Genomic DNA, 24,586 nt, shown 5'->3' on the forward strand with positions numbered 1-24,586 from the left:
CTACCCCGTGCCCAGATGGCGGAATTGGTAGACGCACCAGCTTCAGGTGCTGGCGGTCGCAAGGCCGTGGAGGTTCGAGTCCTCTTCTGGGCACCATTTGTTCTTCTCACGTTCTCCCAAATAATCTATAAAACCCGCAGAAATCCTAGGGATTTGGCCCTTGGATCGTTCCGGATCGTCCCGCCTGTTCTCGGGGGTTCCAGACACTTTTGTGGGCCTTTTGAGGCCGTTTCGCAAAGGCCCAGATGAAAAGGCCCCCACATGCCGCTGACAGATACTCGCCTCCGCGCACTCAAGCCCAAAGATAGGCCGTACAAGGTAACCGATGAGCGCGGCCTATATGTTGAGGTCACGCCGACCGGCAGCAAGCTTTGGCGATTCCGATACCGGATCGGCGGTGCGCAAAAGAAGCTCTGCATCGGCAGCTATCCCGAAATCAGCCTCAAGCAAGCGCGAGACGTGGCCTACGAGGCACGACGAACTGTTGCTTCTGGCGGCGACCCGGCCTTTGAGAAGCGGAAGCGGAAAATCCGCGCCGAGTTCCTTTCTGCACAGACGTTCGAGGCAGTCGCACGTGAGTATATCGAACAGATGATGGTCCAGAATGGCCGTGCCGATGGCACGATCGTCAAGGCCAATTATTTCCTCGACAAGCTTGCGCCTGCCATCGGGAACAGACCCATCAACGAGATCGAGCCGTTCGAAGTCCTGGCTCCTCTCAAACGACTGGAAGCCACTGGCAAGCACGAGACTGCGAAGAAATGCCGCTCGTTCGCAGGCCGCGTGTTTCGCTACGGTGTCGCTACTACCCGCTGCAAATCCGATCCGACCAGTATGCTGAAGGGTGCTCTCGTAACGCCGAGAGCCACGCATTATGCAGCCATCCTTGAGCCCACCGAGTTAGGCGGGCTGCTGCGCGCAATCGACGACTTCACTGGCTACATGGTGACGAAGTTAGCTTTGCAGATCGCGCCGCATGTGTTCGTGCGCCCCGGCGAACTCCGGCACGCCGAATGGCATGAGGTCGACCTTGTCGATGGGGTCTGGAAAATTCCTGCCGGTAAAATGAAAGCGCGTCGAGCGCATGCTGTCCCGCTTTCCAAGCAGGTTAGAGGCTATCTTACTGATCTGGCCGAGATGCTCGGCCGCGAAGGTTATGTCTTCCCGTCTGCGCGCAGCTCCAAGCGTCCTATGAGTGAAAACACGCTCAATGCGGCATTCCGTCGCATGGGATATTCGAAGGAAGAAGTCACCGCGCACGGACTCCGGGCGACAGCATCGACATTCCTGAACGAGTCGGGACTCTGGAATCCGGATGCGATCGAGCGCGCCCTGGCACATGGCGACAGCAATGTCGTGCGTGGCATCTACCATCGCGGCAAACATTGGGACGAGCGGGTGCGCATGGCTCAATGGTGGAGCGACTACCTTGATGAGCTCCGGACAGGAGGAAAGGTCATCGTGGGAAAGTTTGCGAAGGGTTGATAGGAAGAAGGAATTTTTTCTCAGCCAATGCAGGACCGAAGGCTCAGGATTAGCCCTATCAGGGACACTGACGCGAGCAAGGCGAACTCAATTCTGATGCCCCAGACTTTAAGCCAATTCCGCATCGTGCTGAGCCTCAGCTCGTAGGGCTTTGGCAGCTAAGCTGATCGAAGCGCTCAGCAACAGTCTTCCACGTTGCTATGCCTGCTTCGTCCCCTTCGTTGGATAGCCGCTCGATTTGCTGCGCGATATACGCGGGTCCCTCTTTGCCATGGTTCTTTTCGACCCAGAGCGCGACCGCCCACAATTCCTGGTCGCGGTTCAGCACCATGGTTCACGTCTCCCGGTCCAGGTTCGCGCCAAGCCTTCGCTGACCAGCTGATCGCCAAGCGAGCGGCCGCCGCGCGTAACAACCCGCAATTTGCGACCGTACTGATCCTCATCTCTGTTCCCGATGGTCCTCAGTTCAAAGGGCCCGGCATTCAGCAACTCGACAAGGCGGTGCGTCGCACGCATGCCGAGTTGGTACTCATAGTCGCAACGAGGCTCGCTGATCTCGGGAGTGTCGATGTCGGCAATGCGGATCTTCACGCCATCAAGCCAGAAAGTATCTCCATCCACGACGCATGTGCGCCGGATCGATCCGCAGATGTCGAATTGTCGGGAGCTCGCTTGCTGGAATAAAGCCTGCGGCTGCTGATCGTCGTTAGCAAGATTGGCATCATGGACTGGCCAGGTGAATGCCAGCATCCCTCCAGCAAATACAATCGCGAATGCTCCCAAACCCAATGCGATCTCCTTTCTCAGCTTCCGGCGCTTTTGTGCCTTCAACGCCTTGCGAAAGTCGAACGGCTCACCGGGGGTCTCATTCACTGGCGTTGTCCGTCTTCATTCCGGCACATGATTTCAGACAATAGCCGGAAATCAGGTAGTTTCGTCAATTGTACGTACCAATTGCTTGCCAACGTCCCAACACAGTCCGGACATATTGCGGCGTTTCACCATTTTTCGGAATGCCGCGTGATCGGGAGACGGCACCAGGGCCCGCATTGTAAGCAGCCAAGGCTAGGTGGACCGCGTCGAACCGGTCCAACATGTCGCGAAGGTACCTGGCGCCACCGTCGATCGATGCAAGAGGGTCATGACGGTTCCGGACGCCCAGTTCTCGCGCCGTGGCTGGCATAAGCTGAGCCAGCCCGGCAGCACCAGCTGGACTCACAGCCATCGGATTGAAGCGGGACTCAGCCCAGATAAGAGCACGAAGCAGGTTGGTCGGAAGCCCGTAACGGCGTTCAGCCTCGGCTATCGCCGCTATATACAGGCCTTCCCGGTAGGATACGTCTGCTGGCCCGGCCGGGTAGATTGCAGGAAGATATTGTCTAGCCGGCTGCTGGTCCGTCTTCGGCGGAACGATCGCGTGCTCGAACAGGGTGAAATCCTGGGCGCGGACTTGCTGAGAGGAGGTCGCGATCATCCCCAGGCAGGCGACCGCTATCGCGGTCCGACAATTGAGAGAGGTCATCTCGAGTGGTGCTCCATTGATTCGAATCACAATGGAACATAAAAAGAACATGTGCCTGTAGGAAAGCCGCGAATGCCTGCCTTTGGGAGAGGAGAGGAACGCTGATGAGGGGGCCACTTTGCATGCTGAGGAGCTCGCATGTCCCTGTCTGTCCACACTAATCCCAACCGATCGCTTGCCGAGACCGCCCGTCGCATTTGCGAATCGCGAGGGGGCAAATGGTCCGGCACAAAGGGCATGGCCTGTTGCCCCGCGCATGATGACCGCACGCCGTCACTCGGTGTGTCACTCGGCCGACAGGCCATCCTCTTCCACTGTTTCGCGGGATGCGATCAGCAGAGCGTGCTGGCTGCTCTGGCGCGTGAAGGTTTCGAGGCACCGGCGCTTTTTTCAGGTTCTGCGATCACCAACGAACCCGAATCGACCAGCACCCGCAAACCCTCGGCGGTAGCGCTGAGGATCTGGCGCGATGCACAGCCACTGCGTGCCAGTCCGGCAAAGGCATATCTTGAAAGCCGCGGCATCCTCGCCGCATCTCCGGCGCTCCGCTTCCATCCACGAACGCCGCTTGGCCCGAAAGGACGGGCCCGCTTTCTGCCCGCCATGATCGCGGCAGTCAGCCTCGACGAGGGCCCGATCGCCATCCACCGCACGTTCCTGTCTACCGAGGCTTCAGGCAAGGCCGCTTTCGAAAAGCCGAAACGCGCGCTCGGCGCGCTCGGTGAAGCTGCTGTTCGTCTCTTCGCTCCAGTTTCCGGCAAGCTTGGCCTTGCCGAGGGGGTCGAGAGCGCGATGTCGGCCTATGCTCTCACCGGCATCCCCGTCTGGGCGACCCTGGGCAATGAGCGGTTCGGCCTCGTTAGCGTACCCGAGAGTGTCACCGAACTTCATCTCTTCGTCGATCGTGATGCTGGCGGCGAGCTGGCTGCATCGCGTGGCCTGGCCGCTTATGCCCGCGAAGGGCGGACGATCCACGTTCGCAAACCATCCTCACGCGACAGCGACTGGAACGATGAACTTACAGCATGGCTGCGCCGCAAAGCGGCGCGGTAGAGGAGAGAGAGCTTCTCGAATTCCTGATCCGGCAGAGGGCGTGTCCCGATGCCTTCATCAGGAGGACGAATTGCCATGTTTCAATCAGACCTGTTTCCCGCCGGCGAGCAGTTGCCGACAGTGCCGTTGGCTTACGCTGTTGGCGCCAGGATTGCCGCGCTTCTTGCCTCGGGGCGTCATCTTACCCGTGCCGACATTTCCGGGCTGTTCGCCGAAGAGACCGGTGTTCTGGACTGGGGAGGTGCCTGGACGATCGACGACTACAACAGCGCGGTCGAGATCGGCGCACTACTCTGGCTTCGAGAGTCCTCACGGATCGATCTGGCGACGAATGTACACGAAGCCGAAGCGCGGTTCGACTGGCTTGAAGCAGCCTTGCCGCCGCGGCACGTTCGCAGCGAAGCACAGGTCGAGCTCCAGCAGTTCTCGACCCCGCCAATGCTGACCTGGCTGATGGCAAAGGGCGCAGCAATCTCTGCTCAAGACACGCTCCTCGAACCGTCCGCCGGCAATGGTGCCCTTGCTCTTTGGGGCAGCGCCCAGAACGCCTCATTGATCCTCAATGAGATTGATCCTGTAAGACGAGACGGCCTCGGCCATATCTTCCCCACGGCCACGATCACGGCGCATGACGGGGAACTGATCGCCGATCTGCATCGTGGCTCCGTTCCGTCGGTCGTGTTGATGAACCCGCCGTTCGCTCACAGCCAGGAGCGCGGCAGGGACGGTGCGGCGGCGCAGCGCCACCTGCGCAGTGCAATCCGGGCCGCTGCCAGTGGGGCGAGGATCGTCGCGATCATGCCCGAAGGCTTCGATGCTTCCACTTTCGCCAAAGCCCAGGACGAAGCGTCGCTGTTGCTTGATGTTCGCCTGCAGCAGATGTTTCGCCGGACAGGGACGGGGATCGCCGTTCGCCTGGTCGTGGTCGACAAGACGCCGACTGCGCCCTCGTCAGCGATCACCGGAGATACCTGCGATCTGATCGCGCTCCACGAGCTGCTCAACGCGCTTCCGCCACGCGTACAGACCTCCGCCAACATCCATCGCCTGCCAATCGGGAAGCCAGTGCGCATCGTTGGCAAGACTTCGACCCAAAGCGCGCTGGTTCGGCCGGTGGCGCCGTTCGCCGCGACACCAGCAGCCACGGCGAATGCGATCGACCTTGCCTATTCGGTCCTCGCCGACCCCGCGCCTGTTCCCGAACAGGCAGGCATCTACCTGCCTTACCGGCCCAGCCGCATCGCCTTCGAAGATGCTCCGGTCCATCCCACCCCGCTCGTGGAATCGGTTGCCATGGGTTCGGTCGCGGCGCCCCAGCCGGACGTCAGTCCGCTCCTTCCCACTGACTGGCAGGCCAATGGTCTCTTGTCCGAAGCGCAATGCGAGACACTGGTCTACGCTGCCCAGGCATTCGCACGCGATCTCCCGGGGCGCTTCAAGGTCAGCCAAGAAGGCACCTCGCTCGAATTGTCCGGGGATGGGCACGCCTACCGCCAAGGCTTCTTCCTCGGCGACGGAACCGGAGCGGGCAAAGGACGGCAGATCGCCGCGGTCATCATGGATCGCTGGCTCGCAGGCGAGCGCCGACATGTCTGGATCACCAAGAACGAGGCGCTGCTCGAAGATGCACGCCGCGACTGGGAAGCGCTTGGCGGGCTGTCGCTCGATCTCCAGCCGCTCTCGCGCTGGAAACTCGGCCAGCCCGTAACGATGTCCGAAGGTATTCTCTTCGTCACCTATCCGACGCTGCGCTCGGGCCGCGCCGAGGATACGCGGCTCGACCAGATCCTTGCCTGGGCGGGCGAGGACTATGACGGCGTGATCGCTTTCGACGAGGCCCATGCGATGGCTAATGCGCTCGGGGGATCTTCAACCCGCGGCAAGGTAAAGGGCTCCGAACAGGGTATGGCGGGCCTCAGGTTGCAGAACCATCTCCCGCGCGCCCGCGTACTCTATGCTTCGGCCACCGGCGCCTCGGACATTGCCAACCTCGGTTACACCTCACGGCTTGGTCTCTGGGGACCCGAGACCGCCTTTCCGACCCACGAGGCGTTCATGACCGAGATCCGCGCTGGCGGCGTCGCGGCGATGGAGCTCGTCGCCCGCGACCTCAAGGCCCAGGGACTCTACGTTGCCCGTGCGCTGTCCTTCGCCGGGGTCGAGTACGAAATCCTCGAGCACAGCCTGACCGATGCACAGGTGCGGATATACGATGCCTATGCCGAGGCCTGGGCAATCATTCACCGCAACCTCGAAGCTGCGCTCGAAGCAACCCGCGTGGTCGACGAGGACAGCGGCGATACACTCAATCGCAACGCCAAGGCTGCGGCGCTCTCAATCTTCGAAGGTACCAAGCAGCGCTTCTTTGCCCAGCTCCTGCTCTCGATGAAATTGCCTAGCCTGATCCCTGCAATGGAAGCGGCGCTTGGCGAGGATCATTCGGTTGTCGTGCAGCTGGTCTCGACCGCAGAGGCCATGCTCGACCGACGCCTTGCCGACCTTACCGTGGAAGAACGCGAAGCGCTCGATATCGATCTCTCACCGCGTGAATACGTCATCGACTACCTTACGAAGAGCTTCCCGGTACGATTGATGCAGGTCTTCGCCGACGAGGACGGCAATCTTCGCTCCGAGGCAATGAGCGACGAGGAGGGCAATCCCGTTTTCTGCTCGCGTGCTATCGCCGCGCGCGATGCACTGATCGAACAGCTCTGTGCGCTGCCGCCTATCGCCACAGCGCTCGATGCGATCATCGAGCACTTCGGGACCGAGGCGGTGGCCGAGGTCACGGGCCGGACCCGCAGGCTGGTCCTGGGCCGCGATGGTCAGCAGCGCCTCGAACGCCGGAGCCCCAGTGCGAATGTCGCCGAAGCGCAAAGCTTCATGGAAGGGACCAAGCGCATCCTGGTCTTCTCGGATGCCGGCGGTACGGGGCGTTCCTATCATGCCGACCTCGGCTGTCGGAATCAGCAACGCCGGGTCCATTTCCTGCTCGAGCCGGGCTGGCGCGCCGACAACGCCATCCAGGGGCTTGGTCGTACGAACCGCACCAACCAGGCCTCGGCCCCGCTGTTCAGCCCGGTAACCACCGACGTGAAGGGCGAACGTCGGTTCATCTCGACCATTGCCCGCAGGCTCGACGCATTGGGCGCGCTGACGCGCGGCCAGCGCCAGACCGGCGGTCAGAACCTGTTCGACCCGGCCGACAATCTCGAAAGCGACTATGCGCGCGATGCGCTCAGCCGCTGGTTCCAACTGCTCTATGACGGCAAGCTCGAAGCCACGAGCTTCGGTAACTTCGTCGAGCGCACCGGCCTCCGGCTTGAAAGCCCCGATGGCGGGCTGACCGACAATCTCCCCACCATCCAGCGCTGGCTCAACCGCATTCTCGCGCTACCGATCGCGCTTCAGAACGCGATCTTCGATGAGTATCTCGGCCTCGTCGAAGCGCGGATCGAAGCGGCGCGCGAAGCTGGCACGCTCGATCAGGGACTGGAGACCGTCAGGGTCGATCACTTCACGGTCCTCGCCGATGAGCTCCTGCGCACAGACCCCGTGACCGGTGCCGAGACCCGTCTCGTCTCGCTCGAAGTGACGAGGCACCTTCGGCCTCTGCGATTGAAGCGCCTGGTGCGGATGCACGAGATTGGCAGTTCGCACGCGATCCCGATGCGCAATGCGCGCTCTGGCATGGTCGCACTGTCGGTTCCGGCCCGACGCCTCATTGCTGACGACGGGGCCGTGATCGAACGCCGCCGCCTGCTGCGCCCGCTCAAGTCCGCGAACTGGACACTTGAGGCACTCGGTGAGAGCCACTGGGAAGAAATTGGCGTCATCGCGTTCACGAGCGCCTGGCGGGCCGAGGAAGAGGAGGCCGCCGCTTCACCTGTGACCGAGCGCGTCCATCTTGCCACCGGACTGCTGCTTCCGGTCTGGAAGCGACTGCCCGGCGATCATGTTCGGGTCACCCGGCTCGTTGCCGAGAACGGCCAGTCGATCATTGGCCGCGAAGTGCTCGATATCGATCTCGCTGCAATCGCCGAGACCTTTGGACTTTCCGGAGTTACCGGACCAGCCGCAGAGCAGATCGGTGAGCTCGTCATCGCCAGCGGCAAGCCGCTGGGCCTCGCAAGCCACGATGCCCTGACCGTGAAACGCTCGCTGGTCGGAGGCGAACAGCGCCTTGAACTGACCGGGTTCTCGCCCGACCGGCTCGACTGGTACAAGAACAAGGGCTGCTTCACCGAAATCATCCGCTACCGCACGCGGCTATTCGTGCCAGTCTCCGCAGCCTCGTCGGTCCTCCACGCGCTTGCCGCCTGATCCCTCGGGCAGACCTCATTCTCAGAATGAGAGTGGAGGGAGCCCTTTGGGCTTGTGGGCCTTGTGATCCTCACCTGCGCCTTCATTCCATCAGGAGAACACCCATGATTCAGTCGATCCCCCTGAAGAAGCTCGTTCCGAGCCCGCGCAACGTTCGCAAGTCGAGCGATGTGCTCGCCGACCTCCAGCTGCGTGCAGACATTGCTGCGCGAGGCCTGCTGCAAAACCTCGTCGTACGCAAAGGAAAGCGCGGCAAGTTCGAGGTCGAGGCCGGCGGTCGCCGTCTCGCCGCGCTGCAGGCGCTGGCCGAAGAGGGCACCTTGCCCGAAAGCCATGAGGTCACTTGCCTCGTCATCGAAGGCGAGGAAAGCGATGTGCGTGAGGCCAGCCTTGCCGAGAACTTCCAGCGTCTGGCGATGAACCCCGCCGACGAGGCGCAGGCCTTCGCTTCTATCATCGATGCGGGGGCTACGACCGAAGACGTGGCGCGCCGCTTCGGTCTCACTGTCCGTTTCGTCGAAGGACGTCTGCGCCTGGCCTCTCTCGCGCCTTGCGTCTTCGAAGCGCTCGCCGAAGGTGCGATCACGCTCGACATGGCCAAGGCCTATGGCGCGATTTCCGACGTGGAGCGCCAGGCGCATGTCTATGCCGAGCTGCAGGACGCCTGGTACCAGATCACGCCTGACACGATCCGCCGCATGGTGCTCGATGCCACGGTGCGCGGTTCCGATCCGCGCGCTGTTCTCGTGGGACGCGATGCATATATCGCCGCAGGTGGCCGGATCGAGCGCGAACTGTTCGACGATGATGCCAGCGAGAGCTGGATCGATATCGCCCTGCTCGAAAACCTCGCACACAAGGCCATGGACGAAGCCGCAGAAAAAGCCGCGCTCGAATATGGCCTTGCCTGGGTTCGGCCGACCCTTGGCAACTATGTCAGCCATGACCTTGTTGAAGGTCTCGGCCGTCTGCCATGCGAACCTGCACCGATGACCGAGCAGGAAGCGCAGGAGCTCGGCGAGCTCGAGGCCGACTACGACCGCGTCGCCGCCGTGCTCGAAGACGAGGACAGCGCAGAGGACGAGGTCGCCAAGGCCGAACAGGAACTCGTCGTCATCGACCGCGCCATGCGCGCGCTCAACGACCGGCCGCCGGTACTCGCCGACGAACTGAAACAGGAGGCCGGTGCCTTCCTCGTCCTCTCGCGCAATGGCGAGCCGACACTGGTCCCGCAGTTTTACACCGAGACCGAAGTCGTCGCCGACGAAGGTGTGGTCGAGACCATCGAGGAAAGCGGAGCGGTGAAGACCAAGGGGAGCGCGCTGTCGCAGCGTCTTCTCGACGAGCTCGCAATGCAGCGCCGCGACATCCTGGCCATCCATCTCGCGAACGATCCCGCACTGGCGCTTGACTTCATGGTCTTCACGCTCGCCGATGCCGATGGGCACGACTGGCGCGCCAAAAAAGCATCGACGCTGGTCGGATCGGTCGCCTCCGGCCCGGTCACAGGGTTTGAGGCCAAAGATGCGCCAGCAAGCGCTGCTCTGGCCGAGTTTGCCGTGTCGCTCGATGAAAGCTGGCGCGCTGGCGAAAGCGACGTGGAACGGTTTGCAAGGTTCCGGGCGCTTTCCGACGAGGCGCGCTCTGCGTGGCTTGGCCATGTCGTTTCGCGCACACTCGTTGCCAGTCTCGCCTGCGAAGGCGAACGCTCGGTGCCGCTGCACGAGGCGCTCGGCTCCCTCCTCGAAATCGAGGCAGCGCATTGGTGGCGTCCCACTGCGAACAACTACTTCGACCGGGTGGCCAAGGCCCGCACGCTTGAAGCGCTCGATGCCGCTGGTGGTCCAGAACTGGTCAGTCGCTATGCCGCCTCGAAGAAAGCAGAGCTGGCGAGCGCTGCTGAGCGCATTTTCTCGGGCAACTTCATCGGCGAGGCAGATATCAAGGAACGGGCGCTGGCCTGGGTGCCTTCGATCATGCGTTTCGCCAGTGCCGAGGAAGTCCAATTGACCGGCCCCGAAGGAGACGAGGCGGTCAACGCCGAAGAAGCTGACGAAATTGCCGAGCAGGCCGCCTGACCCCTCCTGACAGGTCCAAGTCACTCGGTAGGCGGTCCGTCCCATTTGGGACGGGCCGCCTTTTCGTGTTTTTCCATTGCGGCGTCCGACACGATACTTCTGAATGCCACATTCCTAGTGCTGAGGAAGCGTGTCAGCAGTCGCCGACAATGGGGCCATTCCTTGCTTCGATTTAGCATGTCTAAAGCTGCCCAACATTCAGGTGCTCATGGACAACGGCATGATTGTCGGCCCAGCTGCGGGAGCGTCATGGCGCTGACCAAGTCGGGGAAGCCACCGAGATTAGTTGATTACAGCGACGGAAAATTTGGCTAGATTCACGATGTGTCGAATTGGCGCGGTGAATTATCGGATTGAAAAGGAGAAAAATGGCACGCGCTGATCACCTCGTCTCGCTCGTTCGCGCCAGCGTTGCTGGCGATCGCGAGACGCTGCGTGCAGCTACCGAGGCCATAGTCGCCGACGAACGCGCTAAGAAACATCATATTCTTGCGGATCGTCTGGAACGCGCTCTATCAACGGTTCCAGTAACGCCACCACCGCTCACGACCTCGCAGCCACAGATCGGCCCGGGCCGCGATACTATTCTCGAAGTGGAACCGAAAGTCCGGTTCGATGATCTGCTGCTCTCACTTCCCGCACGCGAAAATGGGCGACAACTCATCGAAGAGCATATGCGCGCCGATGTACTGCGGGCACATGCTTATGAACCGCGCCACCGCATCTTGCTGTCCGGACCTCCCGGAAACGGCAAGACATCCTTCGCCGAAGCCGTAGCAGAGTCTCTGGCTCTGCCTTTCTTCGTTGTGCGCTATGACGCCCTGATCGGCAGCTATCTTGGCGAAACCAATGCGCGTCTGCGCAAGCTGTTCGATTATGTGAGGACACAGCCGAGCGTTCTGTTCTTCGACGAGTTCGACGCGATCGGCAAGGAGCGTGGCGACACGCATGAGACCGGAGAGATCAAGCGAGTCGTCTCCTTCCTGCTCATGCAGTTGGATCAGTTGCCACCCTATGTGATCGTGATTGCCGCTACAAATCATGCGGAGCTGCTTGATCGCGCCGTGTGGCGCCGTTTCCAAATGCGGTTGGCCTTCCCGGAACCGGATCGCAAGCTTCTGGAGATATTTCTGGATCGGATCGTTTGTGGCTGGCCCGAGGCACCGAAGATGCCCATGCAGAAGCTCGCCACTCGCCTAGGTTCGATCAGCTACGCCGAAGCGCTCGACCTTTGCCAGAATGTACGGCGTCGGCAGATATTGGGATTGGGGGAGATCAGTATTGATGACGCGCTCGCCAAGGAGCTCGATTTATGGAAATCGCGGGTACGGCCTGAATCCATAGATGCCGAGCGATCCGACCAAGCCTCTGTTAAGGCTAACTCCAGAACAGCCAAGACCGCGTCCCGCCGGTCAGCAAAGGTTTCCCAGGCCACCTGAGTCTTTTCCGAAAGACCGTCAGCGGGACACCTTCACACCAAAATTCGATCGTCTTGCCCAAGCCCTTGGGCGCGATCCGAACGGCCTTGAGTTGCGCGCCGATCCGGCAGCTCTCGCCCCTGAAAGACTGCTCGTTTTCGAGGTGCGCGGTTCGATCAACAATTTCGCAACCGCCGTCCAGAAAGTCCCGGGCCTTGAGCTGATCGATGAAGAAGAGCTGGGGAGCGACGAGGACAAGGCACCGGTCGCCTATCTGCTTGTGCCGGATGCACGCGCTCTCGCCGAACTGCTTTCTCTGTGGAAGCGCTGGAATGATGACCAGCTCCGATTTGGCGAGACGCCCTGGCGCGGCGTTTTCGAACTTCTCCGCGACTTGCGCCCATGGGGACCGGAAGATCGGGTCCAACCGATTGATGCGGGTTTTCTGGCCGAAGAGATCGAAGAGCGGGATGACAATGAACTGGTCCCTCTTGAGATCGAACTGATCTATCGGAGATCGGAAGCGCAGGCGGACGCGCAGGAAGAGAAAGTTCGGGCAGCCGTGATTGTGCGCGGCGGTCAAATTGTCTCACGGGCGCGGCTCGCCGATATCGCCTATCACGCGCTGCTTATAGATCTGCCGGTACGGGCGATCCGCGAAATCATCGAACGCTCGGCCGATAGCATTGCCGGCCTCGATCCGGTCATGCACATCCGGCCGCAAAGCTTAGCCACGACCATCGAGATAGAAGATGCAACGCCAGCGGGAGCGCCGGAAGACATAGGAGAGTTGCGAGAGCCCATTCTGGCATTGCTCGATGGCGTTCCGGTCGCCGCGCATCCGCTTCTGGCACGCCATCTCGTCGTGGACGACCAGTTTGAGCTCGAACCCAATGCTCCGGTAGACCAGCGCGTTCACGGCACGGCCATGGCTTCGCTCATCGTACATGGCGACCGCAATAATCCCGCGCCGGCACTGCCTCGAAAAGTCCATATGATTCCGGTCATGGGCGCAAGCGATCGGTTCCCGCCCCGCCGCCTTGTCGTCGATATCATTTATCTGGCCGTACGCGCGATGCGTGAAGGCGACAATGCCACCGCGCCCGGCGTACTGATCGTCAATTTGTCGCTCGGTAATGAACGCCGTCCCTTTCAGTTTGCGCTGTCGGCGTGGGCACGCCTGTTGGACCGTCTTGCCTATCGCTATGGCATCCTGTTTCTGGTGAGCGCCGGCAACGTCAAGGAAGCTTTCGGCATTCCCGCATTCGCAACTGGCAGTGCTTTTGAAGATGCAGACGGCGGCGCCCGATGCGACGGCACATTAACCGCGATCGGCAATGTAATGGCCGACCGGCGAATGTTCTCACCTTCCGAGACGATCAACGGTGTTACCGTGGGCGCGTCGAACGACGACTGGGTCTCAGCCACCGATCGTCGCGGCGCTCGGACCATCATAGATCCGTTCCCTGAGATGCGGGCAGCAAATCCGTCGAGTGCGCTCGGCCCTGGTTTCGCTCGCTCGGTAAAACCAGACATCCTGATGCCCGGCGGTCGCGAGCACCTTCGACAAGTGCGAACCGATGGTCATGTCTTCGTAAGGCCCGCAGCGTCCACGCGGCCAACCGGGCTTAAGGTCGCGGCGCCACGTATCGGCGGGATCGAGGCGGCCGAGGCCTATTCCGGGGGAACTAGCGGCGCGACTGCCTTGGCTTCGCGCACCAGCCATCGAATACATGATGCGCTTGAAGCGGCTCATCCCGGCTTCGCTGACCTTCCGCATATTCAGCGCGCAGTCCTGCTCAAGGCGCTGCTGGTTCATCCGGCCCGTTGGCCGGACGATATCGCCGCGCGGATCAAAGCAACTATCGGACCTGTTGGTGGGCATCACAGTCATATCAAGGACAACATCCGACGCTTCCTCGGCTTCGGCTACGTAGATGCGGAAGAGGCCATTGCTTGCGCTGATGATCGCGCGACGTTCTGGGCGGTGGGTCAGCTGTCACCCGAGCGAGTCGCAACGGTGCGCATACCGGTGCCTGCAGTAATGAGCGGGCAGGCGCGACCGCATAGCCTTTCAGCTACACTTGCATGGTTCACGCCAGTGGCGCCAGGCCGAAAGAGCTACCGTTCGGTCCGCCTCAAACTGCTCGATCCGGCGGGAACCGACGCTTTGAGTATATCCCCGCGCAGCCTTCAACCCGATAGCAATCAGACCAATCGTGGCACACTCTTCATGCGGTGCTGGGAGGGCGACAAAGCGCCCATCGTCGGACCGGACATGACAATCGACCTGATCGTGCAGCGAGATCCGGATCCTGGCACTCCGATCGACGAACCAGTGCCTTTCGGTCTCGCGGTTACGCTGTCCATGCCCGGAGTGGTCGGCCTTTACACACAGGTCGCACAACGCCTCGGCATCGCTCCGCGCCAGCAAATATAGCGTGGGCTCATTGGCGGGCGACGAACCGAAACGGCTCCGTAGGAGCGCCAAGAGGGTCTGACGTCCGGTTTCGGGGAGCCCGCGCCGAAGCTTCAATGGCCAAATTGGGGATGCGTAGCTGACATGCTGACTCATCGTTAGGAATGACTGCTTTCCGCGATTCACTCCCTGAAACCTGCCGTTCCGGATCGTCCAACATTTTGGACAGATTGAGCCGAGTGATCCGATGACCGCATTCAGGAGATCAGAGGCATCTCTTCTATGGCCGACGAGAGGGCGCTTAGCGTTCCATTAAACGAAAGGGGAGGGAGCTTTGCTCTTCCTGAGCCGGGACAACTCCGTTCCGGCGATCAGGAGATCTCCCATGACCAAGTCCCGCCGCTCTGTTTCGACATCGCCTGCCCAGCGCATTACCGCCGCCATTATCGAAAAGCTCGAGCAAGGAACAAAACCCTGGGTCAAGCCTTGGCGAGGTGTGCCGGTCTCCCGGCCCTTGCGCTACTGCGGGACGCCTTATCGCGGCATGAACACCTTCTGGTTGTGGATGGTGGCCGATGGCTGTGGCTACGCCTCGCCCTACTGGATGACGTACCGCCAGTGTCAGCAGCTCGGCGGCCAGGTCCGCAAGGGTGAGAAATCGACCATCGCGATCTTCTACAAGAGCTATACCAAGGAGGTCGAGAACGCCGAAGGCGAGGCCGACACTGAAAACCGGCGTGTGCTCAAGGCCTATGCCGTGTTCAATGCCGATCAGTGCGACGGCCTCCCTGAGTTCTATCACCCCAAGCCACTCGTTGCCGCGCTTGAGCCCGAAGGACGCGAAGACCGCCTTGATGCCTTCTTTGCCCATATCGGCGCCGACTTGCGGCATCATGGTGCGCAGGCCTATTACGAGCCGCTGCGCGACCGCGTCACAATGCCGCCAGCCGAACTCTTCGAAGCCTATGACCACTACTACGCAACGCTCGCACACGAGCTGTCGCACTGGACGGGGCATTCTTCGCGGCTCGACCGCGATCTCAAGAATCGCTTTGGCAGCGACGCCTATGCTGCGGAAGAACTGATCGCAGAACTGTCCTCAGCCATCCTCGGGGCCGAACTGGGTCTTCCGGTCACCCACCTCGACCATCACGCCAGCTACATCGCGTCCTGGCTCAAGATCCTCAAATCGGATGAGCGCGCTATCTTGACCGCTGCTGCCAAGGCCGAGGAAGCGGCCAGCCTGTTGCTTGACCTTGGGGGTCACCAATCCCTGGAAGGCGAGGCCGATGTCGATCTCGCCGATGCGGCCTGAGGAGCAATGAGATGGGACGTTCCGTCAGCTATCCGACCGGCTCCGTAGTCGCCTTTCGCCTGCTTGATGACGGCGAAGACGACGATGTCGATTGGGCCTACGAGTGCCTCGTCGACGAGGTCATCGATGCCGCGAAGGCGGCCTTTCCTTCTTTCGAGCGCTTCGATGGATGGCGCGGCCGCGAGGACCGCATTCTCCTGCGCAACGCTTTCGCCGATTGCGGCATATCGACCTATTGCGGCCTTGCCGCGATCTGGCTCGCCGAACGCGACGATGCCCGGTACTGGGAGGCCGATTTCTACAACCCACGAACGGGGAGAACACGCCACTGGCTTGGCCAGGTATCGGGTAGGTTCATCGACCTGTTCGGTGAACTGCGCCTGGTCGGGCGGTTCTCGAATGGCGAAGCAATCTTCGAGCGCTCCCGATCCACCTGCGACACCGGGTCCTGATCCTGCCTCATCCCTCTCCGCCGGGAGAGGCCCTTGGGCCGGTCGGGGCGCGCCGCAACCTGCGGCCCGTCGGCCCGTGTTACCCGCGCCAGCCTAGGGCCGCAGGTTTCCCGCTGCGCGGTGCGTCACGCCCCCTTTTCCCGGCCCTGATCGGGCTCCGGCGGACAGGGCCGAGGCAATGGTGCCTCCTCTCCTTGTCCCCGCGATCAGGAGACACCCCATGTACGACAGCTTCATCGACCAGTTGAGCGGCCTCGATCTCTCAGGCCTGAGCATCAGGCCGGCCCCCTTCAACGAGACCGACTTTCCCTGCGAGGACGCGATCGACCAGACGCTTGGCGCCGTATGGTCCGACCTCTTCGCGATGTTTTCCGACACAGCCCTGGAAGCCGATGCCGAGGATATTGCCTGGGGCATGGTCAATCTGTTCCACCGCGCAGCCAGCCGCAAGTCGGCTCAACTTGATCGGGCCAGCGACGAGATCCGGGTCCTCCTCGCATCAGCCGACGGGTCCGAAGTGCATTCGAGCAATCTTGAAGAGCAGGTTGAGCGCGCGCAGGCTGCCGAAGCCAGCATGCTTGCCTTTGAGCAGATGCGCGAGGCGGCGGCAGCACTTTACCGCGACGAGACCGGCTCCTCTTGGAAGCCCGTTTCGGGCTCGCGCACGAGCCATTCGCGCCACTTCACATCGGCCGTGATCGATGCCCGCGATTTTCTACGCGCACGCGCTGAGAACCGTCGTCACGCTTTGATTCCGGAAGGAACTCCAATCGTCTTTGCCGGTGGTCGCCAGACCTTTGGGAGCACCGAGGATGCGAAGCGTTATGCCGACACTATCTGGGCTACGCTCGACAAGGTTCGCGATGCGGTTCCCGATCTCTTCCTGGTCCATGGCGGCGACGGCAAGGGTGCCGATCGCCTGGCAGCGAGCTGGGCTGAACGCCGCGAAGTCCAGCAGCTGACCTTTTCGCTCGATCGTCGTCTTGGTGCCCGCGCCGGGTTCAAGCGCAACGAGCAGATGCTCTCGCTCAATCCGCGCTACGTTGTCGCCTTTCCGGGCAATGGCGTGACTGAACGGCTAGTGATCGATGCCAAGACGCGCCGGATCACCGTGGTCGATCGCAGGACCGTCACGTTCCGATCCAAGATTAAGGGATAATAGTCTGTTGGTCGCCGCAGCATTTCTATGATCGGTTGGCTGCGGCGATCATCACAGACAATCGTCGTCGATTGCCTTTTCGGTTGGAGAGGGGATTTCTTGGAAAGGGCATCTCGGGGTATCAGCCTCGCATGCATCACGCCGACTCCAATCCGCTCGCCCATGATCACAACTTCCTGAGCGCCTCGCACGACGCCCATGAGCGGCGCACGCGTTATGTCGTTGCCTTGACCGCCGCGATGATGGTGGTCGAAATCGTCGCTGGCCTGTGGACCGGATCGATGGCGCTTCTCGCCGATGGTATCCACATGGCGACCCATGCAGGTGCCTTGGGCGTCGCGGCCTTCGCCTACTGGTTTGCCAAGCGCCATGCGAACAACCCGCGTTTCACATTCGGTACCGGCAAGGTAGGCGACCTGGCCGGCTTCGCGAGCGCGCTTGTCCTCGCCATCTTCGCCATCGGGATCGCGGTTGAATCGGCCCAAAGGTTCGTCAGTCCGCTCACGATTGCCTATACCGAGGCGATCTGGATCGCCGTGCTCGGCCTCGTGGTGAACCTCGCGAGTGCCTGGCTGCTTGGTGCCGATCATCACCATGGCCATGATCACGACCATCATCATCACCACGACCATGCGCATGCCGACAACAATCTGCGCTCCGCCTATTTCCACGTGCTTGCCGATGCCCTGACTTCGGTCCTGGCTATCGTGGCCCTTCTCGCCGGCATGTACCTCGGCTGGGCTTGGATGGACGCGGTAATGGGGTTGGTGGGTGCAATCGTGATCGGGCGCTGGTCGTGGTCACTGCTGCGCGATACGGCTGCCGTGCTTGTCGACGCCGAAGCGGCCTCTGAACGGTACACAGAGGTGCGCGAGGCGCTCGAGGACCGGGACGCCGCGATCGGAGATCTGCACATCTGGCGGATCGGCCCCGGCAAGTATGCGGTCATCGCCTCGCTCATCGCCGGTGATCCGCTCGCGCCCGACCATTATGCGAGCCGACTTTCAGAGCATGCAGAATATGTGCACGTCACGATCGAAGTTCATCGCTGCGAGCATCCGCATCCCGAGCTTCGCGCGGCCTGATCGCGCCGTTCTAAAAGACCGAAACAGTATTCGAGGACTGTTATACTGTAACAAAAGACTTATACGTCATCGTGTTACGGAACTTGCAATCTTGATGTGGTTTGCTAGGAGCCGTTGGAATCCATGACTACAAGCTATCGTCGCCTTGTCCTGCACCCTTTCGTCGTCCTGCTCATGCTGGTCGCGATGGTGTTCGTGACGGCGGCGGATGCTGCTGCTTGCGGTGCCGAAGTGGCGCCCGGAAGCACGCCCGTTCTGGCTTCGCTCGATAGCGCGTCTGCGTCATCCGCAGCCGCCGATGAAGTGCCGGGCGATCCGGATGCGCCGGCCGAGCAACACGGCGTGTGTGGACACGGCCATTGCCATCACGGGGCGAGCTTTGCCGGCACCGTGCAGAAGAATTCGGTCCCTCACTTGGTCGTGGTTCCCGATGCGCCTCCCGCCGAAGCGCTCGCTTCCGAAATTGCCGACCGACTGAAGCGCCCCCCTCGCGCCTGACGACCGTCACCGCGCTGCATGCCGCAGCGCAGTTCGGATCGTCAGCAGAGGAATTTTCGAAAAATGTCAGCCATTCATTGGCGAGGGGTCCTCCTTGGAGGGCTGTTCCTCGCCGCTCAAGCCACGACCGTGGCGGCGCAGGAGCGTGAGCTTCTGACGCTCGAAGCTGCGCTCGCTCGTGCGGGCATCGTCGACAGCGCAGATGAGCCCCCAGAAAATCCGCGCCTGATCGGACCGCGGGCCGAAGCCGACGCGGCGCGGGCCCTGGTCGACCAGGCGCGGCTGCGGCCCAACCCCGAAATTGCTTTCGAAGCCGAAAACATTGCCGGAAGCGGCGCATTTTCGGGATTGCAGGCCACCGAGTACACTTTGTCCCTGAGCCAGCGGCTCGAATTGGGCGGCAAACGAGGAGCGCGCGTCCGCGCCGCCCAGGCGGAGGCGCGCGTCGCGACCCTTTCAGGAGCGCTCTCGGTTGCTCAGCTCGGGCGATCGGTGCGCGAGCGCTATGTGGAAGCCGTCGCTGCGGCAGCCCGATTGGAACTCGCGCGGGACATAGTCGAGCGCAACCGCGAGCTTGCCAGGATCGCAGGGGTACTGGTCGATGTCGGGCGGGAGCCTCCCTTGCGTTCGCTTCGTGCCGAAGCGGCACTTGCGGAGGCGCTCGCGGAGCTTGAAGCGGCCCTGGCTGCCGACAGTGCGGCGAGGAATGCGCTGGCCGCGCTTTGGGGCGAGGCAGCACCTGCTGCGGACGTGCCTTCGGTGTTCCCCGAGATCGAACCTCCGGCAACGCTGCTCGCCTCGCCTTCGGCCTTACGTCTCCAGATCGCCCGTGCCGAACGCGAGGCTGCAGATGCCGCGATCGCCCGGGAACGCTCTTTAGGCATTCCGGATCCGGCGATATCCGCCGGTGTCCGACGGTTCGAGGAAAGCAGAGACCAGGCGTTCCTCGTAGGCGTTTCGATCCCGTTTCCGTTCAGTAATCGCAACCAGGGAAACATCGCCGCTGCCGAAGCGCGGCTTCGCGCCGCGACGGCGCGGGAAGCAATTGCCCGCACCGATTTCGAACTCGAGGTCACGCAGGCCCGCGGACAATTTCTGGCAGCCGAAGCGCGGGTCGAGACCCTCGCGGAGACGTCCTTGCCCCAAGCCGAAGAAGCCTTGCGCCTCGTTCGGATTGGCTACCGCAACGGCAGATTTCCGCTGATCGAAGTTCTGGCTGCGGCCGAAGCGCGCGACACCATCCGTGAAGCATTGATTCAAGCCCAGGAAGATCGTGGCCGCCTGGCGGCGACGCTGATCTGGCTCGGCGCACAATGAGGTATTTCCAAATGAACCGTAGACGTCTGGCCGTTTTTATCGGCGTGATCGTTTCAATCGCCGCTGCAGTGTTTATGCTGTGGCCAAGTGGCAGTGCCGACCAGCACATTGAGGAAACGAGCGAGGAGGCCGAGCTTCCCGAAGGGCTTGTCCTGCTTGGCGCCGAACAAATCGAAGCGTCCCAGATAGAGGTCGAAACCGTCGGTCAGGGATCGGCGGTCGAGCTGGTCTTTCCGGCCACCGTCGCGGCAAGCCCGACGGCAAGTGCCCGCATCGATGCCCGCGCAGCGGGCGTAGTCCGCAGTGTCGGCAAAACGCTGGGTGATTACGTGAGGCAGGGCGAGACGATTGCCCGCATCGAGAGCGCCGACGCCGCTGCTCTTGCGGCGCAACTCAGCGCAGCGGGCGCGCGGGTCAACGAATTGTCTGCTGCCTACGATCGGGAGCGCCGCCTTTTCGAAGCCAATGTCACCGCGCGGCAGGATCTCGAGGCCGCCCGAGCCAATCTGCAGGTTGCTCAATCGGAACTTGCACGCGCCCAGGCGGCAGTCTCCGCGGCGGGTGTTAGCGGCGACGGGCGCTCCCTTGCGGTTACGAGCCCGCTCGCGGGCCGAGTGACCTCGGCGCCTATCGTTCTCGGCTCCTTCGTCGATGCCGGGGAAGAACTCTATCAGGTCGTGAATCCGAGCGGCATGCAGGTCGAGGTTGCCCTCCCGTCGGCTGAAGCAAGCCGCATCCAGCCTGGCGACGAGGCTACGCTGGAAATCGCGGACAACCGGGAAGTGGGTGCGCGCGTGCGATCCGTCACTCCCTCGCTCGATCCCGAAAGCCGCAGCGCTACGGCGGTCCTGTCGCTGGCAAGGCCGATCCCCGGCCTGCAACCCGGGGCCTTCCTGCAGGCACGGATCCGCCCTTCGGGCGAGGTCGATGCAGGCCGCATGTCGGTGCCGGAAAGTGCCGTCCAGACAATCGATGGCGCAGAGGTGATCTTCGCTCGCACGCGCCGCGGGTTTCAAACCCGTCGAGTGGTCACCGGTGCGCGTTCGGGAGGACGGGTGGTCATCGAGTCCGGTCTCGAAGCAAATTGGCGGATAGCCACCGCCAACGCCTTCTTGCTGAAGGCTGAACTCGAGAAGGAGGAGGCCGAGCATGGACACTGATCACATGCAGGACGCGGATCGCCCCCACCGCCATGGCCTGATCGGCATGATCCTCGACGTCGCCGTGCGCTTTCGCTGGGCGATGGTCGTGCTGACCCTCGGTGTGGCAATCTTTGGCGTGGTGAATTTGCTCCGCCTGCCCATCGATGCTGTGCCCGATATCACCAACGTACAGGTGCAGATCAACACCGAGGCACCAGCCCTTTCGCCCTCGCAAGTCGAGACGCAGGTCACCTATCCTGTCGAAACCGGGCTTGCTGGCATCGAGGGTCTGGAAATGACACGCTCGATATCGCGCAACGGGTTCAGCCAGGTGACCGCGATTTTCGAGGAAGGGACCGACATCTATTTCGCGCGTCAGCAGGTCAACGAACGGCTGACGCCCATAAGCGCTTCGCTGCCCGAGGGTGCCGAACCGGTGATGGGACCCATCTCGACCGGCTTGGGCGAAGTGCTCATGTATACCATCGAGTACGAATATCCTGACGGCAAGGAAGCGCCGCGGGGCGGAGCGGTCGGATGGCAGTCCGACGGGAGCTTCGTGACCGAACGTGGCGACCGGCTCGACAGCGATGTTGCCAAGGCTGCCTATCTGCGAACCATTCAGGACTGGGTGGTTGCACCGCTCATGCGGTCGGTCGACGGTGTGGCAGGTGTCGACTCCATCGGCGGCTTCGAAAAGCAATATCTCGTCCAACCCGATCCCGCACGATTGACCGGTTACGGTTTGTCGTTCGACGAGGTGATCGACGCGCTGGAAGCGGCCAATCTCGCCGAAGGGGCCAATTTCGTCGAACGGGCCGGTGAAGCCCTCCTCGCCCGGGTCGATGCGCGCCTCGGCAGCGTCGAGGATATCGAGCAGGCGGTCGTTTCCACCCGCGAGGGAGTGCCTATTCGCGTAGGGGACATCGCCACGGTCAGCATCGGCGGTGACCTTCGAACTGGCGCGGCGTCGCTGAATGGCGATGAAGCGGTCGTGGGCACCGTGCTCATGCGCGCGGGCGAGAATAGCCGCACCGTTTCGGCCCAGGCGGCCGAACGGCTTGAGGAAGTCCGCAGCTCCCTGCCGGAAGGAATTGTCGCGGAGATCGTCTACAACCGGTCTTCCCTGGTCGATGCGACGATCGCGACCGTCGAGAAGAACCTTGTCGAGGGCGCGCTTCTGGTCATTGCGATCCTGTTCTTGCTGCTGGGCAACATCCGGGCAGCGATCATCGCGGCGCTGGTCATCCCCTTTTCCATGCTGATGGCATCGATCGGAATGAACCGGCTCGGCGTTTCGGGCAATCTCATGAGCCTGGGTGCGCTGGACTTCGGCCTGATCGTCGATGGTGCCGTCATCATCGTCGAGAACAGCGTCGCGAGGCTCGCGGCTCGACAGGAACACGAGGGCCGACTTCTTACACTTGGTGAGAGGTTGACGGAAACGCGGCTTGCCGCGCAGGAAATGATCAAGCCAACCGTGTACGGCCAGGCGATCATTCTTCTCGTCTTCGCACCGCTTCTCACCTTTACCGGCGTCGAAGGCAAAACCTTTTCACCCATGGCGATCACGGTCATGCTCGCGCTCGCCTCGGCGTTCGTGTTGTCGCTGACCTTCGTCCCGGCAATGATCGCCATCCTGCTCAACAAAAAGCTGACCGAAAAGGAGGTCAAGCCGATCCGGATCGCCAAGGAGCGATACGGACCGCTGGTCCGCAGGGCGATCACCCGCCCCTGGCCGGTCATCGGCGTCGGCGTCGGCATCTTCGCCTTTGCGGCCTTCGTGTTCAGCTTCCTCGGGAGCGAGTTCACACCGCAATTGGACGAGCGCGACATCGCCGTGCAATCGCTGCGTATTCCTTCGACATCGCTCGAACGTTCGCTCGCGATGCAAAGGCGGGTAGAGGACCGGCTCGAGCAATTTCCGCAAGTCGAGCTTGTCTTTTCGCGGACGGGCACGGCGGAAGTGGCCAGTGACCCGATGCCGCCGAACGCTTCCGATGCGTACGTGATCCTCAAACCCCGTGAGGAATGGCCCGATCCCGACCTCGCCAAGGACGAGTTGGTCGCGCAAATGGAGAGCGCCCTCAGCAGTCTCGTCGGCAACCTTTACGAGTTCAGCCAACCGATCGAATTGCGGTTCAACGAATTGATCGCAGGCGTTCGCGGAGATGTTGCCGTCAAGATCTACGGAGACGATCTCAGCGCCATGACCTCAGCGGCGAACGAGGTTGCGGGCGTGCTGCGCAATGTCGACGGCGCCGCGGACGTCAAGGTCCAGCAAGTGACCGGGTTCCCCACCCTCGATATTGCCTTCGATCGGCCAGCGATTGCCCGTTACGGGCTGAAGGTCGAAGACGTTGCGCAATCGGTGGCGATCGCACTGGGCGGTCGGCCTGCGGGCCTCGTTTTCGAAGGCGATCGCCGCTTCGATGTGGTTGTGCGGTTGTCGGACGCGACCCGCGACGATTTCGACCAGTTGGGTGCTTTGCCGGTGCTGCTCCCGAACGGGGCAACCATACCGCTACGCTCGGTTGCCGAGTTCCGTGTGGTGGATGGTCTCGCGGAGGTTCGCCGGGAACAGGGACGCAGACTGGTGATCGTCTCGTCCAACGTGCGAGAACGCGACCTCGGGTCTTTTGTAGAAGAGGCCCAGGAAAGGGTTGCGGCGCAGGTCGAACTGCCCGCTGCCGCGTTTATCGAGTGGGGCGGTCAATACCAGAACCTCCAGGCTGCTCAGGAAAGACTTCAGATAGTCATTCCTATCGCTTTCGCGGTCATTCTCTTGCTGCTTTACATGGCGGTTGGGGGCTGGGTGCCGGCGCTCGCCGTATTCAGCGCGATCCCGTTGGCCCTGGCAGGCGGGATTTTCTCCTTGGCTCTACGCGGGATGCCATTCTCGGTATCTGCGGCGGTAGGCTTTATCGCCCTGTCGGGTGTGGCGACCTTGAATGGCCTCGTGATGGTGACTGCGATCCGTCAGCGGCTCGACAGGGGCATGGCGCTCGATGACGCCATCGTCGATGGTGGATTGGCGCGCCTAAGGCCGGTTCTCATGACCGCGCTCGTTGCATCGCTCGGCTTCGTGCCGATGGCCATTGCGACCGGGACCGGCGCGGAAGTGCAACGTCCCTTGGCGACAGTCGTCATTGGAGGGTTGATCACCGCCACCGCGCTGACCCTTTTCGTCTTGCCCGCAATCTTGAAGCTGGTTTTCGGGACCAGAGAAGATGACCGGACCTGGCGACAGCGTTGGTGGGACAGGCTGCGGCGCAATGTGACAAGCGATGAGCAGCGCGAGCTGAAGGACATCACATGAC

General features: G+C 61.9%; 17 protein-coding genes and 1 tRNA gene. 15 read left to right on the forward strand and 3 right to left on the reverse strand.

The window, feature by feature from the left end; genetic code table 11:
• Positions 1–9 precede the first annotated feature (9 nt).
• Positions 10–96: transfer RNA gene (locus ACQ450_RS11225), tRNA-Leu, on the forward strand.
• 165 nt (positions 97–261) lie between these two features.
• A complete protein-coding gene (locus ACQ450_RS11230) occupies positions 262–1,485 on the forward strand; it encodes a tyrosine-type recombinase/integrase (protein WP_431469337.1) in 1,224 nt (407 codons plus the stop codon).
• A gap of 136 nt (positions 1,486–1,621) precedes the next feature.
• Here the strand turns inward: ACQ450_RS11230 and ACQ450_RS11235 are convergent, their stop codons facing one another.
• The 3 genes from ACQ450_RS11235 to ACQ450_RS11245 all read right to left on the reverse strand — a co-directional run bounded on the left by ACQ450_RS11235 (position 1,622) and on the right by ACQ450_RS11245 (position 3,058).
• Positions 1,622–1,816, reverse strand: a complete 195-nt coding sequence (locus ACQ450_RS11235; protein ID WP_141457939.1) for a DUF6961 family protein — start codon at positions 1,814–1,816, stop codon at positions 1,622–1,624.
• The gene (locus ACQ450_RS11240) at positions 1,807–2,358 is read right to left on the reverse strand and encodes a thermonuclease family protein (protein WP_431469338.1); all 552 of its coding nucleotides are present in this window, start codon (positions 2,356–2,358) and stop codon (positions 1,807–1,809) included. The genes ACQ450_RS11235 and ACQ450_RS11240 overlap by 10 nt, the downstream gene beginning before the upstream one ends.
• 64 nt (positions 2,359–2,422) lie before the next feature.
• A complete protein-coding gene (locus ACQ450_RS11245; protein WP_431469339.1) occupies positions 2,423–3,058 on the reverse strand; it encodes a lytic transglycosylase domain-containing protein in 636 nt (211 codons plus the stop codon).
• A gap of 186 nt (positions 3,059–3,244) precedes the next feature.
• Between ACQ450_RS11245 and ACQ450_RS11250 the strand changes: the two genes are divergently transcribed.
• The 13 genes from ACQ450_RS11250 (at position 3,245) to ACQ450_RS11310 (ending at position 24,585) form a co-directional block, all read left to right on the forward strand.
• Positions 3,245–4,060, forward strand: coding sequence for a DUF7146 domain-containing protein (locus ACQ450_RS11250; protein ID WP_431471216.1), 816 nt, complete (start codon positions 3,245–3,247; stop codon positions 4,058–4,060).
• A gap of 75 nt (positions 4,061–4,135) precedes the next feature.
• Positions 4,136–8,383 (forward strand): strawberry notch-like NTP hydrolase domain-containing protein, encoded by a 4,248-nt coding sequence (locus tag ACQ450_RS11255; RefSeq protein ID WP_431471217.1) that lies wholly within the window; start codon positions 4,136–4,138, stop codon positions 8,381–8,383.
• A gap of 104 nt (positions 8,384–8,487) precedes the next feature.
• Positions 8,488–10,461, forward strand: coding sequence for a ParB/RepB/Spo0J family partition protein (locus ACQ450_RS11260; protein WP_221597105.1), 1,974 nt, complete (start codon positions 8,488–8,490; stop codon positions 10,459–10,461).
• A 368-nt stretch (positions 10,462–10,829) separates the two neighbouring features.
• Positions 10,830–11,900 (forward strand): AAA family ATPase, encoded by a 1,071-nt coding sequence (locus ACQ450_RS11265; RefSeq protein ID WP_066775007.1) that lies wholly within the window; start codon positions 10,830–10,832, stop codon positions 11,898–11,900.
• 91 nt (positions 11,901–11,991) lie between these two features.
• Positions 11,992–14,319, forward strand: coding sequence for a S8 family peptidase (locus tag ACQ450_RS11270; RefSeq protein WP_066775010.1), 2,328 nt, complete (start codon positions 11,992–11,994; stop codon positions 14,317–14,319).
• A gap of 364 nt (positions 14,320–14,683) precedes the next feature.
• Positions 14,684–15,613: an ArdC family protein gene (locus tag ACQ450_RS11275; RefSeq protein ID WP_221597114.1), complete on the forward strand. Its 930-nt coding sequence runs from the start codon at positions 14,684–14,686 to the stop codon at positions 15,611–15,613.
• 11 nt (positions 15,614–15,624) lie between these two features.
• On the forward strand, positions 15,625–16,065 hold the full coding sequence (locus tag ACQ450_RS11280) for a hypothetical protein (RefSeq protein WP_221597116.1): 441 nt from the start codon (positions 15,625–15,627) through the stop codon (positions 16,063–16,065).
• 220 nt (positions 16,066–16,285) lie between these two features.
• Positions 16,286–17,224: a DUF2493 domain-containing protein gene (locus tag ACQ450_RS11285; RefSeq protein ID WP_431469340.1), complete on the forward strand. Its 939-nt coding sequence runs from the start codon at positions 16,286–16,288 to the stop codon at positions 17,222–17,224.
• Between the two features lie 131 nt (positions 17,225–17,355).
• Positions 17,356–18,309: a CDF family Co(II)/Ni(II) efflux transporter DmeF gene (dmeF, locus tag ACQ450_RS11290; protein WP_431469341.1), complete on the forward strand. Its 954-nt coding sequence runs from the start codon at positions 17,356–17,358 to the stop codon at positions 18,307–18,309.
• Positions 18,310–18,483: 174 nt separating this feature from the next.
• Entirely contained in the window at positions 18,484–18,807 is a 324-nt protein-coding gene (locus ACQ450_RS11295; protein ID WP_431469342.1) for a hypothetical protein, read from the forward strand.
• A 63-nt stretch (positions 18,808–18,870) separates the two neighbouring features.
• Complete coding sequence (locus ACQ450_RS11300) at positions 18,871–20,124, forward strand: TolC family protein (protein WP_119595029.1); 1,254 nt, start codon at positions 18,871–18,873, stop codon at positions 20,122–20,124.
• A gap of 11 nt (positions 20,125–20,135) precedes the next feature.
• Positions 20,136–21,284, forward strand: coding sequence for an efflux RND transporter periplasmic adaptor subunit (locus ACQ450_RS11305; RefSeq protein ID WP_431469343.1), 1,149 nt, complete (start codon positions 20,136–20,138; stop codon positions 21,282–21,284).
• Between the two features lie 37 nt (positions 21,285–21,321).
• Positions 21,322–24,585 (forward strand): efflux RND transporter permease subunit, encoded by a 3,264-nt coding sequence (locus ACQ450_RS11310; protein ID WP_151886420.1) that lies wholly within the window; start codon positions 21,322–21,324, stop codon positions 24,583–24,585.
• Position 24,586 lies beyond the last annotated feature (1 nt).

The sequence above is a fragment of the Sphingosinithalassobacter sp. LHW66-3 genome (assembly GCF_050703275.1).
Lineage (GTDB): Bacteria > Pseudomonadota > Alphaproteobacteria > Sphingomonadales > Sphingomonadaceae > Sphingomonas.

Bases quoted from the DNA above. Each gene is read 5' to 3' on its own strand.
- ACQ450_RS11245 (WP_431469339.1), bottom strand. From the start codon at position 3,058: ATGTTCTTTTTATGTTCCATTGTGATTCGAATCAATGGAGCACCACTC.
- ACQ450_RS11285 (WP_431469340.1), top strand. From the start codon at position 16,286: ATGTACGACAGCTTCATCGACCAGTTGAGCGGCCTCGATCTCTCAGGC.
- ACQ450_RS11280 (WP_221597116.1), top strand. From the start codon at position 15,625: ATGGGACGTTCCGTCAGCTATCCGACCGGCTCCGTAGTCGCCTTTCGC.
- ACQ450_RS11305 (WP_431469343.1), top strand. From the start codon at position 20,136: ATGAACCGTAGACGTCTGGCCGTTTTTATCGGCGTGATCGTTTCAATC.
- ACQ450_RS11250 (WP_431471216.1), top strand. From the start codon at position 3,245: ATGGCCTGTTGCCCCGCGCATGATGACCGCACGCCGTCACTCGGTGTG.
- ACQ450_RS11275 (WP_221597114.1), top strand. From the start codon at position 14,684: ATGACCAAGTCCCGCCGCTCTGTTTCGACATCGCCTGCCCAGCGCATT.
- ACQ450_RS11230 (WP_431469337.1), top strand. From the start codon at position 262: ATGCCGCTGACAGATACTCGCCTCCGCGCACTCAAGCCCAAAGATAGG.
- ACQ450_RS11255 (WP_431471217.1), top strand. From the start codon at position 4,136: ATGTTTCAATCAGACCTGTTTCCCGCCGGCGAGCAGTTGCCGACAGTG.
- ACQ450_RS11265 (WP_066775007.1), top strand. From the start codon at position 10,830: ATGGCACGCGCTGATCACCTCGTCTCGCTCGTTCGCGCCAGCGTTGCT.
- ACQ450_RS11235 (WP_141457939.1), bottom strand. From the start codon at position 1,816: ATGGTGCTGAACCGCGACCAGGAATTGTGGGCGGTCGCGCTCTGGGTC.
- ACQ450_RS11295 (WP_431469342.1), top strand. From the start codon at position 18,484: ATGCTGGTCGCGATGGTGTTCGTGACGGCGGCGGATGCTGCTGCTTGC.
- ACQ450_RS11260 (WP_221597105.1), top strand. From the start codon at position 8,488: ATGATTCAGTCGATCCCCCTGAAGAAGCTCGTTCCGAGCCCGCGCAAC.
- dmeF (WP_431469341.1), top strand. From the start codon at position 17,356: ATGCATCACGCCGACTCCAATCCGCTCGCCCATGATCACAACTTCCTG.
- ACQ450_RS11300 (WP_119595029.1), top strand. From the start codon at position 18,871: ATGTCAGCCATTCATTGGCGAGGGGTCCTCCTTGGAGGGCTGTTCCTC.